The sequence below is a fragment of the Nesterenkonia sp. AN1 genome, assembly GCF_000582475.1.
Taxonomy (GTDB): domain Bacteria; phylum Actinomycetota; class Actinomycetes; order Actinomycetales; family Micrococcaceae; genus Nesterenkonia; species Nesterenkonia aurantiaca.
The window spans coordinates 22,192-38,343 of record NZ_JEMO01000005.1; the positions used below are offsets into that span (position 1 = coordinate 22,192).

General features: G+C 68.1%; 15 protein-coding genes. 5 read left to right on the forward strand and 10 right to left on the reverse strand.

The window, feature by feature from the left end; translation table 11 throughout:
- Window positions 1-41 precede the first annotated feature (41 nt).
- Genes BG28_RS03415 through BG28_RS03425 form a run of 3 tightly spaced genes read left to right on the forward strand, consistent with a single transcriptional unit; the run spans window position 42 to window position 3,569 of the window.
- Window positions 42-1,070 carry a TAXI family TRAP transporter solute-binding subunit gene (locus BG28_RS03415; protein WP_036474284.1) on the forward strand — a complete coding sequence of 343 codons (1,029 nt, stop codon included), beginning with the start codon at window positions 42-44 and terminating at the stop codon, window positions 1,068-1,070.
- Window positions 1,054-1,590, forward strand: coding sequence for a DUF1850 domain-containing protein (locus BG28_RS14185; protein WP_051500926.1), 537 nt, complete (start codon window positions 1,054-1,056; stop codon window positions 1,588-1,590). The genes BG28_RS03415 and BG28_RS14185 overlap by 17 nt, the downstream gene beginning before the upstream one ends.
- Entirely contained in the window at window positions 1,587-3,569 is a 1,983-nt protein-coding gene (locus BG28_RS03425) for a TRAP transporter permease (RefSeq protein WP_036474286.1), read from the forward strand. Before BG28_RS14185 ends, BG28_RS03425 begins: the two co-directional genes overlap by 4 nt.
- A 47-nt stretch (window positions 3,570-3,616) precedes the next feature.
- On the opposite strand, the gene BG28_RS03430 is transcribed toward BG28_RS03425, so the two are convergent.
- Both BG28_RS03430 and BG28_RS03435 read right to left on the reverse strand, forming a co-directional pair.
- Window positions 3,617-4,177, reverse strand: coding sequence for a twin-arginine translocase TatA/TatE family subunit (locus BG28_RS03430; RefSeq protein WP_036474289.1), 561 nt, complete (start codon window positions 4,175-4,177; stop codon window positions 3,617-3,619).
- Window positions 4,178-4,203: 26 nt separating this feature from the next.
- Window positions 4,204-5,094, reverse strand: a complete 891-nt coding sequence (locus BG28_RS03435) for a hypothetical protein (protein ID WP_036474291.1) — start codon at window positions 5,092-5,094, stop codon at window positions 4,204-4,206.
- A gap of 157 nt (window positions 5,095-5,251) precedes the next feature.
- Between BG28_RS03435 and BG28_RS03440 the strand changes: the two genes are divergently transcribed.
- Window positions 5,252-5,902, forward strand: coding sequence for an O-methyltransferase (locus BG28_RS03440; RefSeq protein ID WP_036474293.1), 651 nt, complete (start codon window positions 5,252-5,254; stop codon window positions 5,900-5,902).
- A 75-nt stretch (window positions 5,903-5,977) separates the two neighbouring features.
- Here BG28_RS03440 and BG28_RS14795 read toward each other — a convergent pair whose 3' ends face one another.
- The 4 genes from BG28_RS14795 to BG28_RS03455 form a co-directional block, all read right to left on the reverse strand.
- Entirely contained in the window at window positions 5,978-6,148 is a 171-nt protein-coding gene (locus tag BG28_RS14795) for a DUF3117 domain-containing protein (protein ID WP_084479395.1), read from the reverse strand.
- A 118-nt stretch (window positions 6,149-6,266) separates the two neighbouring features.
- Window positions 6,267-6,698: a DivIVA domain-containing protein gene (locus BG28_RS14190; RefSeq protein WP_051500927.1), complete on the reverse strand. Its 432-nt coding sequence runs from the start codon at window positions 6,696-6,698 to the stop codon at window positions 6,267-6,269.
- A 41-nt stretch (window positions 6,699-6,739) separates the two neighbouring features.
- Window positions 6,740-7,666 (reverse strand): undecaprenyl-diphosphate phosphatase, encoded by a 927-nt coding sequence (locus tag BG28_RS03450; protein WP_084479396.1) that lies wholly within the window; start codon window positions 7,664-7,666, stop codon window positions 6,740-6,742.
- A complete protein-coding gene (locus BG28_RS03455; RefSeq protein ID WP_036474386.1) occupies window positions 7,663-8,505 on the reverse strand; it encodes an NAD-dependent protein deacylase in 843 nt (280 codons plus the stop codon). Before BG28_RS03455 ends, BG28_RS03450 begins: the two co-directional genes overlap by 4 nt.
- Window positions 8,506-8,621: 116 nt before the next feature.
- Between BG28_RS03455 and BG28_RS14800 the strand changes: the two genes are divergently transcribed.
- Window positions 8,622-9,164 (forward strand): DUF4870 domain-containing protein, encoded by a 543-nt coding sequence (locus BG28_RS14800; RefSeq protein WP_084479397.1) that lies wholly within the window; start codon window positions 8,622-8,624, stop codon window positions 9,162-9,164.
- A 34-nt stretch (window positions 9,165-9,198) separates the two neighbouring features.
- Here the strand turns inward: BG28_RS14800 and BG28_RS03465 are convergent, their stop codons facing one another.
- From BG28_RS03465 to BG28_RS03480, 4 genes are all read right to left on the reverse strand, one after another.
- On the reverse strand, window positions 9,199-10,065 hold the full coding sequence (locus tag BG28_RS03465) for an ABC transporter permease (protein WP_152539191.1): 867 nt from the start codon (window positions 10,063-10,065) through the stop codon (window positions 9,199-9,201).
- Entirely contained in the window at window positions 10,025-11,014 is a 990-nt protein-coding gene (locus tag BG28_RS03470; RefSeq protein WP_036474296.1) for a daunorubicin resistance protein DrrA family ABC transporter ATP-binding protein, read from the reverse strand. Before BG28_RS03470 ends, BG28_RS03465 begins: the two co-directional genes overlap by 41 nt.
- Before the next feature lie 122 nt (window positions 11,015-11,136).
- The gene (locus BG28_RS03475; protein ID WP_051500929.1) at window positions 11,137-13,311 is read right to left on the reverse strand and encodes a prolyl oligopeptidase family protein; all 2,175 of its coding nucleotides are present in this window, start codon (window positions 13,309-13,311) and stop codon (window positions 11,137-11,139) included.
- Window positions 13,312-13,356: 45 nt separating this feature from the next.
- A complete protein-coding gene (locus BG28_RS03480; RefSeq protein WP_036474298.1) occupies window positions 13,357-16,062 on the reverse strand; it encodes a phosphoenolpyruvate carboxylase in 2,706 nt (901 codons plus the stop codon).
- Between the last annotated feature and the right edge of the window lie 90 nt (window positions 16,063-16,152).

The following is a 16,152-nucleotide window of genomic DNA, read 5'->3' on the forward strand; positions in this document are numbered from 1 at the left end:
CAGCACTTGATGAGTCCTACAGCATATGAGGGAGTACACCTATGTCTACTGAAATCACTGCAGCTCCGAGGCGATGGAGCCTCACACTCGGCGCCTCCGCCGCCGCCGCGGCCCTGCTTCTCACCGCTTGCGGCGATGACGCCGAAGGCGGCGGGGACGCGTCCGCAGAGGGCGACGTCGGCTCGATGGACGCCGAATTCATCACGATCGGCACCGGTGGATCCTCAGGCGTCTACTACCAGATCGGCGCGACCATGTCCGACATGCTTGCCGGTGAACTCGACGCCGACACCTCGGTACAGGCCACGGGCGCCTCGGCCGAGAACATCAACATGATGACCGACGGCGACGCCGAGATGATCTTCGCCATGGGCGACGCTGTGGTCCAGGCCGGCGAAGGCAGCGGGCCCTTCGAAGACGAGCCCCGCGATAACCTCATGGCCCTCGCAGCCCTGTACCCGAACACTGTGCAGGTGGTGGCCACCGAGGCCTCCGGCATCGAATCCATCGAGGACCTCGCCGGCCGCAGCGTCGCGGTCGGAGACGTCGGCTCCGGCGTGGAGCTCAACGCCCGCACCGTGCTCGACGCCCATGGGCTCAGCTATGAGGATCTCAACGAGGATTTCCTCTCCTACGCGGAGGCTACCGACCAGATGGCCAACGGCCACATCGATGCCGCCTTCGTGACCTCTGGGCTGCCGAACCCGACCCTGACCGAACTGGGCACCAACACGGACTTCATCGTGCTGCCCATCGAAGGTGAAGGCGCCGAGAATCTTCTGGGCGACTACGACTACTTCGCCGAGGACGTCATCCCCGGCGGGACCTACCTCGCCGACGAGGACGTCACCACGGTGGGTGTGACCAACCACCTTATGATCAGCGCAGATCTCTCCGAGGACGCCGGCTATGACATCACCGCGGCGCTGTTCGACAACCTCGAGCGACTGCAGGGGTCACACAGCGCCGCGGAACAGATCACTCTGGAGAGCGTGACCGAAGGACTCGTCGTGCCGCTGCACCCCGGTGCGCAGCGGTACTTCGAGGAGCAGGGTGTCGAGCTGGACTGACCGGGATCAGGAGCGACTCTCCGGGTCGACTCCGCTGGACAGGATGTCGCGGCGACGACTGCTGACCCGCACGGGCACGGTCGCCGCCGCGGCGTCACTCTCCCTCGCCACCGCGATGCTGACCTCCTGCGCAGCAACCCGCAAGCTGGTGCTCCAGCATCAGCGCTCCGGTGAGGTCTACGCCGAGCTGGACATCTCTGAGGATTCCGAGATCACCCATAGCTGGATCCACTCCATCGAACTCTCCCGCTGGACCGACGTCTACCGGCTTTCCGGGGGCTCCTTGGTCCTGGTCGCCACACGCTTCTCGGAGTACGGCGCGGGGATGCCGATGGATGAAGGCGACCTCCGGATCGAGGACGGTCAGATCATCATCGAGAACATCGATCGAGAATTCGACGCCATCCGCTGGATCCATTCCCACCGTGTTGACTACCGCATCGGCATCGATGGTCAGGAGGACCTCGTGGACCCCACCGAGCTCCCCCACCGTCAGCCGATTGAACTGAGGCCCCGATGAACACCGCAAGAACCACGGATGTCACCACCCGAGTGGAGCCCCAGGCTCAGCAGGCGGCGGCAGAGGCGGCGAAGAAGTACGACGTCGAGTCCCGCGTGCGCGAGACGCACTGGAAACCGCTGGCGGTGTTGCTGAGCTCGGTCGCGATCTTCACTGCGCTCTACCACCTCTACACGGCGTACTTCGGGACGCCCGCTACGCTGCTGCATCGCTCGCTGCACGTGAGCCTCATCCTGTTCCTGGTCTTCATGCTCTATCCCCCCACCAAGAAGGCCACTGCGGCGTGGTGGCGCATCCCGGACGCGATCCTCGCGCTCGCCGCTCTGGTGCCCACGGTCTACCTGTGGCTGAACTACGACCAGGTGGTCCTGCAGGCCGGACGATTCACCACCACCGATGTTCTGGTGGGCACGCTGCTGACCGTGCTGGTCCTCGAAGCCGCCCGTCGCGTGACCGGATGGGCGCTGCCGATCCTGGCGATGCTGTTCATCGCCTTCGGACTCTATGGACGCGAACTCCCGGGGCTGTTCCGTCACCGCGGCTATGACTGGGACACCCTGGCGTACAACTTCTACGCCACCACCGAGGGCATCTTCTCCACCGCCATCGGGGTCTCCTCGACCTACATCTTCCTGTTCATCCTCTTCGGGGCGTTCCTGGCCAAGTCCGGGATGAGCCAGATGTTCAATGACCTTGCTATGGCGATCGCGGGTCAGGGCCGCGGCGGACCGGCGAAGGTCGCCACCATCGCCTCCGGGTTCATGGGATCCATCAACGGTGCGGCCATCGCCAATGTGGTCTCCACCGGTGCCTTCACGATTCCACTGATGCGCAAGGTCGGCTACACCCGCACCTTCGCCGGCGCCGTGGAGTCCACCGCGTCAGTGGGTGGACAGATACTCCCGCCCATCATGGGTGCTGCGGCCTTCATCATGGCCGAGACGCTGGGCGTCCCGTACACCACGGTGGCGCTCGCCGCGATCGTGCCGGCTCTGCTCTACTACGTCAGCCTGATCGCGCAGATCCATCTGCGCGCCACACGGATGGGCCTGCAGGGGATCGCGAAGGAGAACCTGCCAGCCGTCCTGGATGTGCTCCGAGAGCGCGGACACCTGCTGCTGCCGCTGATCTTCCTGATGTACATGCTGTTCTTCTCCGGTCGCACGATCTTGTACTCGGCGTTTCTCACCATCTTGGTCACCATCGCGGTGGCCATGCTGCGCTCGACCACACGGATGAGCTTCCGGCAGATCCTGGAGGCTCTCGAGGACGGCACCAAGTCCGCACTGGGTGTGGCCGTGGCCTGCGCCTCGGTGGGCGTCATCGTGGGTGTGGTCACCATGTCCGGCTTCGGCGTCGTCCTCGCCAGCGCGATCGTCTCGCTCAGCGGCGGGGTGCTGTTCTGGACCCTGGTCATGACCGCAGTGGCCTGCCTGGTGCTCGGCATGGGGCTCCCGTCCATCCCCGCCTACATCGTCACCGCGACGATGGCCGCTCCGGCACTGACCGAGCTGGGGGTGGAGCCGCTGGTGGCTCACCTGTTCGTGTTCTACTTCGGCCTCTTCGCGAACATCACCCCTCCGGTGGCACTTGCGGCTTTCGCCGCCTCGGGCATCAGCGGAGGCAATCCGATGCGCACCGGGGTGGCGTCGATGCGGTTGGCCGCCGCGGGCTACGTGATCCCGTTCCTCTTCGTCTACAACCCCGACCTGCTGCTCCGGGGAGTCGACCTGCTCACCGGGATCGTCGTGGTCGGCACCGCGATCGCAGGAATCCTGCTGCTGGCCACCGCCCTTGAGGGGCACTTCATGGTGGACATGTCCTGGTACCTGCGCATCACCATGGCGGCGGGAGCCATCATGATCCTGACCCAGCACACCACGTACTCACTGCTGGGTCTGGGACTGGTCGGGATCGTGCTGGCGGTGCAGATGGTCCGAGCCCGGGCCGTGGGCAACCTCGGCCTGCGCGCCATCTGAGCTCTACGGCAGGACCTGCTCGGCCGGAAGCGCGGGAGGCGGACGCCTCAGGTGGCTTCGGCGTCGAAGGGCGCCGCGGCACTTGAGGGGCCTGCCGAGTTCTCTTCCTGCACCGCGGAAGTGGGGGCGACGGTCGGCGCGGCTGAGCTGGTCGCCGCGCCAGCCCCGGCCATGCCGGCGGCCATGGCACCTGAGGACCGGTTCGCCGCAGCGGGAGGAACGCCTCCGCCGGGCACCGAGGACGTGGTGCCGGCGTCCTTCTTGGCGCGGAAGACCTCGCGGGGATCAGCCGCTGCGCGAGCCGAGTCCAGGGTCCCGGTCACTGCCGATCGGGCTTCACGGAGGTCCTCGCCATACTCGTTGCTCAACGCGTCGCGGATGATCCGGCGCGGATCATATTGCCGGGGGTCGTAGCGCTTCCAGTCGACGTCGTCGAAGTCGGTGCCGGTCTCGTCCTTGAACCGACCCTTGGCATCCTCGGCCATATCCCGGGCCTGGCGCGCCCAACGGGCCAGGTTCCGGGCATACTGCGGGAGCCGTTCGGGTCCGAGGATGACGAGCGCGAGAACGATCAGGATCACGAACTCGTAGGCGTTGATTCCAGGCACAGCCCAACCCTACCGTCAGCGCCGGTTCAGTCGGTGAGCCAGGCGAGCAGCTCTTCGAAGCCGCGTTCAAGCCGCTCGGAGCCGGTGGGGACGATCGGCAGCACCTGCACCCGGGAGCGGTCGGTGGCCATCACCCAGTTGGATATCTGCTCTGCGGTCTCGGCCGGCAGATCGGAGGTGACCACGTACTGGACCCGCCCGCTCCCCATGGCGGCGGTCCACTCCTGAGCCCCCTCGGAGATGAAGAGCTCACACTCATCACCGGTGCGCAGGGTCAGGGTCTCTCGGACGGATGCCGAGGTGTCCACCAAACCCTCGAGCTTCGATTCCAAGGCTGCGAGCTCGACGTCGGACTCCTCGGGCCGGGTCTCTGAGATGTCCAGCCGATGCTCACCGTCGGTGAGCCGCAGCTGCACCGTGCGGATGTCCTCGACCACTCCGGTCTCTGCGTATTCGGCGGTCAGACCGAACCCCGAGAGGTGCGGCACCGACCAGCCCAGGCTCTTGAGCGCGTTCAGGCTCTCCAGTGGGATCTGCTGGATCTCGGTGCTCTCCGGGGCTCCTGGAAGCGTGGCATCCGAGGCGTCCACCGGGATCAAGTTCAGATCGGTACTGGTCAGCGGGACGCCTGCAGCGCCGTCGGTGGATTCCTCAACCTCCTGCTGGCTGGACTGCGCCCCCTGGGGCAGCAGCGACTGCACCGAATTGATCTGCGGGAGCGCACGACCGCCGACCACCCAAGCGGCGACGAAGATCAGGACTCCCAGCAGCGCAAGCACCAGCAGGGTCAGCACAACAAGCCACCCGGCGCGCGGCCGAGTGGCTTCGTTGGCGACCGTTCCGCGATGCCAGCTGCGGTGTGACTCTGAGCTGCTGGCCCCGGGGACGGCCGGAGTGCTTCGATCGTGCCTGGTCATCCTGACTATCATGAAGGCTAGAACTGTGCAGAAGCTGAAATTCTTCTGGAGATCGATCGGGCTCGGATGCCGAAGAACGGCTCCGAGGGGCGACGATCCTCCGGATGCTCAAGCCTCGTGCCGCCCGGTTCACCCACCCGCACGCAGATAAGGTCCCATGAAAGCTCAGCACCCCCCGCACTCGGCCAAACATTCAAGCTGGGCCTACGCGGAACAGCACACCGAAGAGGAGCCCGCGCTCCTCCAGGCCCGACGTCGCGCGGAGAATCTCGGTGTGCAGCCGGTGAGCCAGGGGGTGGCCTCGCTGCTGACCGTGCTTGCCGCGAGCGCCAGGGCCCAGGCCCTGGTCGAGGTCGGCACTGGCGTCGGCGTCTCTTCGCTGGCGCTGCTCCGGGGCGCGACCCCAGATGCCGTACTGACCAGCATCGACTATGAAGCCGATCATATCCAGGCGGCCAGGGAGACCTTCAGGGACGCTCGGCTGCCCTCGGCGAGGACCCGGCTGATCACCGGCCGTGCGGAACAGGTGTTGGCGCGGCTGACCACCGGGGGCTATGACCTGGTGTTCGTCGACGCCGAGGCAACCCATGCCGTGGAGTACGCCGTACAAGGAATCCGGCTTCTGCGCCCCTCGGGACTGTTGATCGTCAACGACGCGCTGGACCATGACCGGCTCCCCCGCCCTGCCGTGCGCGAGGAGACTACACAGCGGATGCGGGAGCTGGAGCGGCTGGTGCTCGAGGAGGATCGACTGCGGACGGCGATGCTGGGAGCCGGAACAGGACTCCTGGTGGCTGCACGGCGCTGAACGGCGCCGGCAGCGGGACGGGCCAGGATACGGTTCAGGCCGGTCGCGCTGTGCGCGACCGGCCTGAACAGAAGGTCATTCTCCGACGGCCTTGATCAGGCACTGCTTGAGTGCCTGAGCCTCTTCGTTGTTGATCTCCAGCACCAGACGGCCCCCTCCGTCGATAGGCACCCGCATGATGAGGCTGCGGCCCTCCTGAGTGACCTCCATCGGACCGTCGCCAGTGCGCGGTTTCATTGCAGCCATCGAGTGCATCCCTTCCGAAGTTCTTGAGCGTGCATGTCCATGCCCGATGCAAAGATCCAGCGCTTGAACTGAATCCATTATCTCGCATCTGCGAGGAATGTCACTTCACCCGGACAAATCAGACCCTCGGATCGGGCGACGAGGGTGAGCTTAGATCCTTGTCAGGCCCGGCATGAGCGGGATCCGCGAGACCCCGCTCAGGTCCTGCAGTGCCCTCGGGCCTGGCGAGTGGAGGCTCCGGCATGACCCCTGGGGCACCCGAGGCCGGTTCCGACCGGGGCTCTTGCAGCTCCCGCAGCTGCTCCCCCAGCGCGTCGAGCAGACGATCCACCTGATCCATCCGGTAGCCGCGCACGGCTGAGTCGAGACGGACCTCCTGGAGGTCATCCGCAGTGATCGGCCGCGCCGGCCCGCGCCGCAGCAGCGCATCCACATCGGACTCGCCGAGATCGGTGGCCTCCTCGGGCACCGCCGCACCCTCCCAGCGGCCCAGGAGCGCGGCCACCACCATCGCGAACAGGACCACGGCGAGCAGATAGAGCCACAGCATAGGATCAGCCTATCCCGCCTCCGGCGTGCGGGCTCTGGTGCTCACTGCTGCTGCAGGTTCAGCTGCTCCTCATCCAGGGGCAGCTCGTCCACCGGCGGGGCGTCGCTGAGGTCTGGCTGGGTGATCAGCACGAACAGCGCCAGTCCCACCACGTAGACCGCGAAGACCTTGAAATGCCCGCGGTAGAGCAGGCGCAGCACCATCCACAGCGCCCCTGCCCCGACGACGGCGGACACCAGGAAGCCCAGCGCGTAGTCCTCCCAGCCCAGGAACAGTCCGCCCTCGAAGCTGGCAGGGTCTAGCAGGCTCAACGACTGCAGTCCGGTCGCGGCGACGATCGTGGGGATCGCCACGAAGAAGCTGAACTGCGCGGCCAGACGCCGGTGCATGCCCAGCGCGAGCGCTGCCGCGATGGTCAGCCCGGAGCGGCTCAGCCCGGGGAAGAGCGCCGCCGCCTGGGCCAGTCCGATCACGACGGCGACCATCACCGTCATCTGCGCGGCGCCGCGCCAGGTGGTCTTCACCGAGTCTGACCACCACAGCACCGCACCGGTGACCAGGAGCATCAGCGCCACCGCCCAGGGGGTGGTGAAGACATCGGTGCCGTAGGCCCGGATGAACAGACCCAGCACGCCGGTGATCGCGGTGGTGATCAGGCCCAGCAGCGCGAGCCGCAGGTGGATCAGGTGCCGCAGCGTCCGACGTCGGCGCCACAGCCCGAGTTCGCGCCAGATGCCCTGGACCAGTCGCTTGAGCGGTCGCCACATCACCACCGTGACCGAGACCATCGTGCCCAGGTGCACCACCAGGTTGTAGAGGATCATCTCGGGGGTGTCCGGAGACGGCAGGGGTGAGCCTTCGGCCGCCAGCCATTGCTGGACCAGCACCAGATGGCTGGAGGAGCTCACCGGGATGAACATGAACAGCCCCTGGATCACTCCCAGGAGCACCGATTCCCACAGGCTCATCGAGCGGCGTCCCCCGTCGTCACCTCGGTCGGCCCCGACTCCTTGCCGGTGATCGCCTCGACCAGGACCGGCAGCAGCTCCCCCGCCGGGCCGCGCAGCCGATGGTGCATGGCATCGCTGAGCTCGGTGGGCTCGGGGTTGACCTCGATCAGCACAGTTCCACGTTCCATCCCGAGCAGCGGCAGCGAGGCGGCCGGCTGGACCAGTCCGGAGGTGCCCACCACCAGGATCAGGTCCGCGGCGCGCATCGCATCTGCCGCGGCGTCGAAGGCCGCCATCGGCAGGGCTTCGCCGAACCAGACCACACCGGGCCGGATCAGCCCCTCCTCGCAGATCTGGCACAGCGGGGGGTCCTCGGGCTCGCTGGGGGCGGTGGCGCCGTCGTAGCGTGAGCCCGGCAGCTCCACCGGGGCCTCGCAGTCGGCGCAGCGGTAGGCCGTGATGCTTCCATGCAGGTGGGCGAGGACCTCGGCCCCGGCACGTTCGTGCAGATCGTCGACGTTCTGGGTGGCGATGCTGAGACTGCCTCCGGCTTCGCGCAGCGTCTGCTGCCACTGCGCGAGGGCCCGATGGCCGGGGTTCGGGGCGACCTGCTGGATCAGCCCGGCGCGCCAGCGGTACCAGGTGTGCACCAGGGCGGGATCGCTCTCGAAGGCCTCCGGGGTGGCCAGATCCTGGGCGGAGAACCGCTCCCACAGGCCGGTCTGGACCTCGCGGAAGGTCGGCACGCCTGACTCCGCGGAGATCCCAGCGCCGCTGAAGACCGCGACTCGACGGGCGGCCCGGGCGAGGGCGAGGACTTCTTCGGGAATCGGCGGGGCCTCGGACTGAGCAGACATGTCCTCCACCGTATCGATCATGGCGCGCGGAGACTACGCTGAACTCCACAGGCCCGCCCACGGCGGCCCCAGGACCCGAGACCTGCCCCAGACCTGCCCCAGACCCTGGAGGAATCATGAGTCAGCCCACCCACCCCTCAGGTGCCGATGGTGAATGGCAGCAGGGTCCCGATGGTCAGTGGCACAAGGTGGCCAGGAAGCCGGTCGCGGCGCCAGGCAGCCCGGAGGCGCCTCCTGCCGGGCCAGCACCTGGTCAGCCGGATCAGCGGGCGGCTCAGCCGGATCAGCGGCCTGGCCAGTCCTCCGGTCGGCCCAGCGGTGCGCCGGGCGTGCCGGTGAGCGCAGGCGAGGAGCAGGGTTGGGGCGTGGCGATGCACCTGGGCGGGGTCTTCCTGTCCTGGCTGGTGCCGCTGGTGCTCTGGCTGGTGTTCCGCCAGCGCAGCCGCATGCTCGACGATCATGGCAAGGAGGCGCTGAACTTCCAGATCACCTTGTTCATCGCCTACCTGGTGGGGGCGGCGACGACGATCATCCTGATCGGCTTCCTGATCCTGTTCCTCGCCTGGGTGCTCTCCGTGGTGTTCAGCATCCTGGCTGCGGTCGCAGCCTACAACCGGCGCCCGTATCGCTACCCGCTGACCATCCGCTTCATCAAGTGAGTCGCCTCCGGTCAGTCCGACCGGGTGCGAAGGCTCAGCTTTTGCGGTTGTAGAAGTACATCGAGAGCGGGCCGAAGACCCCGATGAGCACCACGCAGTAGACCAGCACCAGGGTGACGCTGGAGAACTGTCCGACGCCGGCCATGAGCTCGCGGATGGCGGTCACCACCACCGAGACCGGGTTGACCTCCACGGCGCCCTGCAGCCAGCTCGGCATGGTCTCGGGGTCCACGAAGATGTTCGAGGCGAAGGTCAGCGGCATCATGATGAACATCGAGATGCCCATGGCGGCCTGTTCGGTGCGCACCAGCAGCGAGATCACCGTCCAGACCCAGGAGAGGCTGAAGCTGAACACCAGCAGCAGCACGAACGCGGTGATCACCCCGGTCATGCCGCCCTCGGGCCGGAAGCCCATCACGAAGCCCACGCCGAGGATGATGGTGCCGGCGAGGATGTAGCGGATCTGATCCCCGAGCAGCGCGCCCACCAGCTGCGCCGGGCGCCAGGTGGGCAGCGAGCGGAACCGGTCGAAGACGCCCTTGGAGATGTCGCGGTTCAGCGTCAGGCCGGTGTACATGGTGATCATGATCATCGTCTGCACGAAGATCCCGGGGATCAGGAACTGGACGTAGCCGTCCACCGAGCCCGCGATGGCTCCGCCGCAGATGTAGGTGAACATCACGGTCATCATGATCGGGAAGACGGTGACGTCGAAGAGCTGCTCGGGGATGTGCTTGATCTTCAGCAGCGCACGCCAGCCATAGGTCAGCGAGGCGCTGATCGCGCCCGCCGGGGCCGGGCGTGATCTGCCGGGACCAGTACGCTCCTGATCCGCTGGCTCTGGTCCCGCGCCGTGGTGGTCACGCCGCCTCCTCCTGTGCGTCTGCGGTCTCCCCGTCAGTCGCCTCGTGAGCTGTCTTGTGGCCGGTCAGGGCGAGGAACACCTCGTCCAGGCTGGGCTGGCCCAGCGCGAAGGTCTCCACCCCCAGGTCGGAGTCCTGCAGCGCGAGCAGCGCCGAGGCCGCGCGGGATTCATCTTCGAGCCGGACGGTCAGCGCCGAGGGGTCTGATTCGCGGATGACCTCGGTCATCAGGGTGCGTCCGAGGATCTCGGCGGCCTCTTCACGGCGGGTCGGGTCCGCCACCCGCACCTTCAGCGCGCCGGTGCCGACCTGAGCCTTGAGCTGCCCGGGGGTCCCCTCGGCGATCACCTTGCCGGTGTCGATGACCGCGATCCGGTCAGCGAGCTGGTCGGCTTCCTCCAGATGCTGGGTGGTCAGCAGGATCGTGGTGCCGCCCGCCACGAGAGTGCGGATGATGTCCCACACCTGATTGCGGCTGCGCGGGTCGATCCCGGTGGTGGGTTCATCCAGGAACATCAGCTGCGGGGTCACGATCAGCGAGCCCGCGATGTCGAGGCGTCGGCGCATGCCCCCGGAGTACTTCTTGACCTGGCGGCCGGCGGCCTCGGTGAGGCCGAAGGCCTCCAGCAGGGTCATCCCGCGCACCTTGGCCTGGCGGGAGGTATAGCCGAGCAGCCGACCCAGCAGCATCAGGTTCTCGATCCCGGTGAGATCCTCGTCCAGTGAGGCGAACTGCCCGGTGAGGGCGATCTTCTCGCGGATGGTCTTGGGCTCGGTGAAGACATCGTGGCCCAGGACCCGGGCCTCCCCCGCGTCGGGGCGCAGCAGCGTGGCCAGCATGCGGATCGCCGTCGTCTTGCCGGCCCCGTTGGGGCCCAGCACGCCGTAGATGCCGCCCTGCGCGATGTTCAGGTCGATCCCGTCCACCGCGGCGGTGCTGCCGAACCGTTTGACCAGCCCGCGCGTCTCAATGGCTGGCACACTCATGCGCGGCGATCCTCCCTGGAATTGGTGCTGATCCGTTCTGCTGCGGCGCCCGCCGCACGAGACGGCGACGCCGGTTTGGACGGCTCCAGTTTAGTCTTCCAACGGCGGAAGGGAACCCCCTCTCAGCCCAGCTGCTGCCAGAGCCAGCGGTAGATCAGCGCGTTCATCCTCGCCTGCTGCTCCGGGTTCGCCGCGCCGCCATGGCCGCCCTCGGTGTTCTCCCAGTAGGTGACATCGGCGCCGAGCTGCTCCAGCGCGGCGGTCATCTTCCGGGCGTGCCCGGGGTGCACCCGATCGTCCCGGGTGGAGGTGGTCAGCAGCACCGGCGGGTAGTCCACGCCCTGGGCCACCAGGTGATACGGCGAGAAGCTCTGCATGAACTCCCAGTCGGCGGTCTCCGGGTCGCCGTACTCCGCGCGCCAGGAGGCCCCGGCGAGGAGCTGGGCGAAGCGGCGCATATCCAGCAGCGGCACCTGGATCACCACGGCGCCGAAGAGCTCGGGGTATTGGGCGAGCATGTTGCCGGTGAGCAGTCCGCCGTTGGAGCCGCCGCGGCAGGCGAGCTTCTCCACGGTGGTCACCCCGGTGCTCACCAGGTCCCGCGCGACGGCGGCGAAGTCCTCATAGGCGCGGTGCCGGTTCTCCTTCAGCGCCGCGTGGTGCCAGCCGGGTCCGTATTCTCCGCCGCCGCGGATGTTCGCCACGGCGAAGACTCCCCCGGCCTCCAGCCACGCCTTGCCCGCGAGCCCGAGATAGCTCGGGGTCTGCGAGATCTGGAATCCGCCATAGCCGTAGAGGATGGTGGGGTGCGGCTCGGGCCCTGCGATCTGGGCGGCCCCGGGCACCGTGGCGGGGTCGGGGGTCTCCACGGCCTGGACCGCGTCGGCCCGGCCGATCAGGAAGTATGGGACGCGGGTGCCGTCCTCGCTGGTGGCGAAGCTCTGCACCGAGGCGAGACCATCGGCCTCAAAGCGTTCCGGCGCCTGCTTGATCAGCTCCAGGGACACCGGCTGCCCCCGGCGCAGACCCTCGAGGCTGCCGCGGTAGAGGCTGGTGGGGGTGATCCAGTCGTTGCTGGTGACCCAGACCTCCTCGGACTCTTCTTCGTCCACCGCGGCCACGCTCAGCGAGCCGTGCAGCTCGCCGAAGGCGGCGCCGACCCGCCACTGGCCGGCGTCGCGCCAGTGGGCCTCGACCCGGTGGATCACGTCTTCCAGGATGGTCACCAGGACGGAGTCGCGGGTGAGCGTCACGCCCAGCAGCGCGGCCGCCTCGGTGGGTTCGAAGAGCACACGCAGCTCGGGCTCACCGGCGAGGAACCGCGCGGCGTCGCCGACGATCAGGCTGCCTCCGCGGTAGTCCACCCCGTGGTGGGTGAAGTCGGTGCGCGGGCGCAGCAGGATCAGGTCCCGGTGGAAGCCCACGGAGACGTCGGTGGGCACCTCGATCCGGGTCATCGCGTCCTGCGCGTCAGCGTCGATCAGATAGGTCTCCCGGTCGTAGAAGCCCAGCAGCCGCAGCCCGAAGTGCCGCTCGAACCCGGGGGTGCTGTCGTATCCGACCACGGCGGTCATATGGTCCGCCTCGACGCTGAGCACCGCCTTGGCCTCGGTGAGCGGGGTGCCGCGGTGCCAGCGCCGGGCCACCCTCGGGTAGCCGGAGCTGGTGACAGCCTCAGCGCCGTCGTCGTGGGTCAGATAGACGGTGTCTGCGTCGATCCAGCTCAGTCCGCCCTTGCCCTGCGGACGGTGGAACCCACCCTCCGACTCCTCGACGAAGCGCAGGGTCACCAGATCGAACTCACGGGTGACGTCGGCATCGGAGCCGCCCGGGGACAGCGAGATCAGCGTGTGGCGCCACACAGCGGTCTCGGACTCGCTGCCGCTGTGCGGGCGCAGCACCTCCGCGCCGTGCCAGACCCAGGTCACGCCCTCCTCCGCGCTGAGCGCGTCCAGGTCCAGCAGGGTCTCCCACTCGGGGGTCTCGCTGCGGTAGGAGTCCTCGGTGGTGCGTCGCCAGAGTCCCTGCGGGTGCTCCGCGTCGGTCCAGAAGTTGTAGAGGTGCTCGCCGCGCTTGGTCACCCCCGGGATCCGGTCGGAGGCGTCGAGGATCTCGCGCAGCTGCGTGCGCAGCGGGTCGAACGACTCGTCCTGGATCCGCTCCTCGGCCCGGGCGTTGCGCTCGCGCACCCAGTCCAGCGCGCGGTCCCCGGTGACCTCTTCAAGCCAGAGATGCGGATCGGCCTGCGCGGGGTCGAGGTCCGGATTGATCAGGGGGTTCGCCGAGGAGACTGTCATCCCCCAATCCTAGCCACCTGGGTCCTGCCGCAACCCGAGGCCGGCTCAGCCGGTGTTCTGCAGACCGGCGGCCACGCCCTTGAGCGTGATCAGCAGCAGGTTGCGCGGATCATCGATCTCCTCGTCGGCGAGCTTGCCCGAGCGCAGCACCCGCAGGGCGCGCAGCTGGATCAGCGAGAGCGCGTCCACGTAGGGGTTGCGCAGCTGCACCGCGCGGCCCAGGACCTGATGCTTCTCCAGCAGCCGGGACTGATCGGTGATCGCCAGCACCCATTTGGAGGTCAGGTCGAACTCCTCGAGCACCACGGCGGTGAGGTCCTCGCGGTCCCCCAGCGCCAGGTACCGCTCGGCGATGCGCCGGTCGGTCTTGGCCAGGGACATCTCGATGTTGTCGATCAGGGCCCGGAACAGCGGCCATTCAGCGTAGGCCTGACGCAGCTGCGCAAGGTCCTGCACCGATTCCAGGGCGCTGCCCAGGCCGTACCAGCCGGTGAGGTTGATCCGCGCCTGGCCCCAGGCGAAGTTCCACGGGATCGCACGCAGGTCCTCGAGGGACTCCACCGAGAGTCCGCGCTTGGCCGGACGGGAGCCGATGGCGAGCAGCCCGACCTCGTCCTGCGGGGTGACCTCGGCGAACCAGGGTGCGAAGCCCTCGGCGTTGACCAGTCCATGGAAGCGTTCCCGGGAGACGGCGTCCATCTTCTCGGCGAGCCCGGCGTAGCGCTGGGCCGCCTCGGCGTTGCGCCGCTCGGTCGAGGGCGCAGAGGCCATCAGCGTGGCGGCGGCGACCTGCTCGATGTGGCGCAGCGCGATCTCCGGGTTGCCGTAGCGCGCGGAGATCACCTCTCCCTGCTCGGTGACCTTGAAGCGCAGGTCCACCGAGTGCGGGGGCTGCGCGAGGATCGCCCGGTTCGCAGGTCCGCCGCCGCGGCCCAGCGCGCCGCCGCGACCGTGGAACTGGGTGAGCGTGATGTCGTGCTTGATCCCCCAGGCGGAGATCTTCTCCTGCGCCTCATACAGGGCGAGGGTCGCGGAGACCGGGCCGACGTCCTTGGCGGAGTCCGAGTAGCCCAGCATGACCTCCATGCGCCGGCCGGTCTGCTCCAGCCGGGCCTGCACGGCCGGGTTGGTCAGCATCTCCTCGAGGATCTGCGGGGCGTTGCGCAGGTCCTCGTAGGTCTCGAACAGCGGGATGACGTCGAGCACCGGGGCGTTCTCGGGGCCGCCGAGGGCCTTCTCGGCGAGCGTGTAGACATCGGCGAGGTTCTGCGCGGACTGGGTGAAGGACACGATGTAGCGTCGGGCCGCGTCCACGCCGTAGCGCTGCTGCACCGAGGCGATCGCGCGGAAGGTCTCGAGCACCTCTTCCCCCGGCACCGCCATCTTCTCCACCGACTTGGGATCCTGCAGCCAGGTCAGGGTCTGGGCGTGCACCTTGGAATGCTGACGGACCTCGAGCTCGGCGAGGTGGAAGCCGAAGGTCTGGACCTGCCAGATCAGCTCCTGCAGGTCGCCATAGGCGGCCCGGTTCGCGCCGGCTTCCACCAGCGAGTCCTGGACCACGCGCAGGTCATTGATCAGCTCCTCGGGCACCGCGTAGGCCAGGTCGGCGTTGCGTTCCCGGGTGGCCTGGATCCGGCCGGTGATCGCGAGCAGCACCTGGCGGTGCGGCTCCCCCGGGGAGTGCTGGGATGCCTGCTCGGCGAGCTCCTCGGAGAGCTGGCGCTGCCGGTTCCACAGCGCCTCGAGCTTGCGGCTCGGCCGGGTGTAGCGGTCATCGAGGGTCAGCGACATGCCGGTGCGGCGCGCACGTTCCTCGTGGTCTGCCAGCACCCGGTCGGCGGCCTGGGCCACGGCCTTGCGGGTGATCGTGGCGGTGACGTTGGGGTTGCCGTCCCGGTCTCCGGCGATCCAGGACCCGAGTCGGATGAAGGCCGGGGCCTTGGGCGCCTGCGCGCCGGAGGCCTCGCCCTGGAGCCAGTCGTCCATCCGGCGGTAGGCCTGGGTGAACACCGAGGAAAAGGATGAGTCGAAGATTCCCAGCGCGGTGCGGACCTCGTCCAGCGGCGAGGGGCTGGAGACGCGCAGCTGCGCGGTGCGCCACATGTTGTCGATCTCTTCGAGAAGCTCGCGGCGGTTCTTGGCGAGCTCGGTGGGTCCGACCCGTGGATCATCGCGCACGTCCAGAAGCGCGCCGATGCGACGGACCGAGGCGGTGATCGCGTTGCGTCGGGCCTCGGTGGGGTGGGCGGTGAGCACCGGGTGGAAGCGCAGCTCCTTGAGCCGGCGCTCGGCCTCGCGCTCCCCGACCTCGGCAGCGAGGTGGGTGAAGGCCGCGGCCACCGAGTCGCTGGGCTGCTGCTGCGCGAGCGGGAGCTCCCCGTCGCGAGTGCGCAGGGTGCGCACGCGGTGCTGCTCCTCGGCGAGGTTCGCGAGCAGGAAGTAAGAGGTGAAGGCGCGGGCGACCTCTTTGGCCCGTTCTGCGGAGAAGGAGGAGACGAGCTCCTCGGCGCGTTCCAGCGTCTCGCCGCTGGTGTCCTCGAGCGCGGCGATGGTCAGCTCCCGCAGCGCCTCGACGTCGGCGAGCAGACCCTCGGAGCCGTACTCCTGGAGCACCTGGCCGAGCAGACCGCCGAGCAGGCTGACGTCGCGGCGCATCGCCTCGGGCACCTCATGGGTGGCCTGGACACGGGTGATGCTGCCGGTGGCCGGCGAGCTCGCCTGCGCAGGGGCGGGTGTTTCCTGGGGCATGTGAATCTCCTTCTCGGATGCTTCACGTGACCCCATCGTCACGCTGATGAACTTGTCCTGCTTCTGAGCTGCAATGACGTCTGGACGTCC

Excerpts from the sequence above, each read along its gene's own strand:
- BG28_RS03425 (WP_036474286.1), top strand. The coding sequence starts at position 1,587 with ATGAACACCGCAAGAACCACGGATGTCACCACCCGAGTGGAGCCCCAG.
- BG28_RS03480 (WP_036474298.1), bottom strand. The coding sequence starts at position 16,062 with ATGCCCCAGGAAACACCCGCCCCTGCGCAGGCGAGCTCGCCGGCCACC.
- BG28_RS14190 (WP_051500927.1), bottom strand. The coding sequence starts at position 6,698 with ATGCTGTGGCTCTATCTGCTCGCCGTGGTCCTGTTCGCGATGGTGGTG.
- BG28_RS03435 (WP_036474291.1), bottom strand. The coding sequence starts at position 5,094 with ATGACCAGGCACGATCGAAGCACTCCGGCCGTCCCCGGGGCCAGCAGC.
- BG28_RS14795 (WP_084479395.1), bottom strand. The coding sequence starts at position 6,148 with ATGGCTGCAATGAAACCGCGCACTGGCGACGGTCCGATGGAGGTCACT.
- BG28_RS03475 (WP_051500929.1), bottom strand. The coding sequence starts at position 13,311 with ATGACAGTCTCCTCGGCGAACCCCCTGATCAATCCGGACCTCGACCCC.
- BG28_RS03415 (WP_036474284.1), top strand. The coding sequence starts at position 42 with ATGTCTACTGAAATCACTGCAGCTCCGAGGCGATGGAGCCTCACACTC.
- BG28_RS14800 (WP_084479397.1), top strand. The coding sequence starts at position 8,622 with ATGAGTCAGCCCACCCACCCCTCAGGTGCCGATGGTGAATGGCAGCAG.
- BG28_RS03455 (WP_036474386.1), bottom strand. The coding sequence starts at position 8,505 with ATGTCTGCTCAGTCCGAGGCCCCGCCGATTCCCGAAGAAGTCCTCGCC.
- BG28_RS03470 (WP_036474296.1), bottom strand. The coding sequence starts at position 11,014 with ATGAGTGTGCCAGCCATTGAGACGCGCGGGCTGGTCAAACGGTTCGGC.
- BG28_RS03450 (WP_084479396.1), bottom strand. The coding sequence starts at position 7,666 with ATGAGCCTGTGGGAATCGGTGCTCCTGGGAGTGATCCAGGGGCTGTTC.
- BG28_RS03440 (WP_036474293.1), top strand. The coding sequence starts at position 5,252 with ATGAAAGCTCAGCACCCCCCGCACTCGGCCAAACATTCAAGCTGGGCC.